Annotated in this window: 2 protein-coding genes and 1 pseudogene; all 3 read right to left on the bottom strand. The window is 65.5% G+C overall.

The genetic code is table 11. The features are described from left to right. On the bottom strand, positions 1-259 hold a 259-nt coding region (locus tag BM204_RS23080; RefSeq protein WP_218153752.1), incomplete at its 3' end, for a hypothetical protein. Positions 260-314: 55 nt separating this feature from the next. Continuing rightward, positions 315-620 carry a DUF262 domain-containing protein gene (locus BM204_RS22040; protein ID WP_256215849.1) on the bottom strand — a complete coding sequence of 102 codons (306 nt, stop codon included), beginning with the start codon at positions 618-620 and terminating at the stop codon, positions 315-317. A gap of 75 nt (positions 621-695) precedes the next feature. Then, positions 696-1,062 (bottom strand): annotated as a pseudogene (locus BM204_RS22035) (integrase core domain-containing protein); the annotation flags it as partial.

Here is a 1,062-nt window from a genome sequence, read left to right as displayed (position 1 = left end):
CGCCGGTGCCCAGGTCGTAGGCGAACGCATGGGCCGGGCCGGAAGCGGTGTACGAGTAGCCGACCACGACGTCACCCGACACCCCAAAGGCGAAGCTGCTAGGGCCGCCGAGGGTGCCCAAGTCAACGGGGGTCGGCACCGGCACCGGCGCCGGCGCCGGGATGGTCACCGTCGCGGTGTAGGCGGCCGTGGCCGCTTGAGCCTGCGACAAGCCGGACAATGACAAGCATGCCGAGACAACAGAGCCGATGACCAGCATTGACCGACGCATAGCATCCCCCCAAACCTGGCACACAAGGCCCGAGAAGTGCTAGTCAGGCACCATAAGGGCTACGACTGGGAGCTATCAAGGCCCGTGCGACAGTTGGTTCAGGCGGTCTAGATGAGGCCTCCCTTGAGGGCTCGTTGATCCGTGCGGCTGCGAACCCACACTCATCTGCTAGATCCGGTAAAGGCGCTGCCCGGCGCGCGGCGGTCAATAGGGACACACCCAGTAAGACCGCACCCGTGGCGTCCATCAACAGCTGCAAAGTCGTCAGGCGTTGCTGGCCGTCGATGACATTGCGGGCAGGGAGGTTGCCGGTGGGGTTGTCCTGAGCCTGCAGCACCACCGCACCCAGGAAGTGACTCGCCGACGAGTAGGGATCGGCCAGCCGCAGCTCCGGAAGATGTCAAGGCTGGTGAGACAGTCAAGTTCAGGCGGTCTGTATGAGGGCCTCCCTCGAGGGGGCGTTGATCCACGCCGCGGTCGGTAGTTTCGGCGCCTCGGGCCGGCTGCGGGTGAACCTCTCGGGGTTCGCGGCGTAGGCCGCATCGAGGGTCACCTGGCGTTGGGCGCGGACCTGGATCGCGGTGCCGTGGTGGACCGATGCCGGGGTGTGCAGCCCGATCCCGGAATGACGGTGTCGTGGTTGTAGTAGGTGAAGAAGGTCTCGCAGAACGACCTGGCGTCCTGCAGCGACCCGAAGTTGGTCGGGAAGACCGGGGCGTACTTCAGCGTCTTGAACGCGGCCTCGGAGTAGGGGTTGTCGTTCGACACGTGGGGTCGTGAGTGGGACCGAT

The sequence above is a fragment of the Nocardioides psychrotolerans genome, assembly GCF_900113685.1.
In the GTDB taxonomy this organism is placed as follows: Bacteria; Actinomycetota; Actinomycetes; order Propionibacteriales; family Nocardioidaceae; genus Nocardioides; species Nocardioides psychrotolerans.
This window is presented reverse-complemented; position numbering and strand designations above follow the sequence as displayed.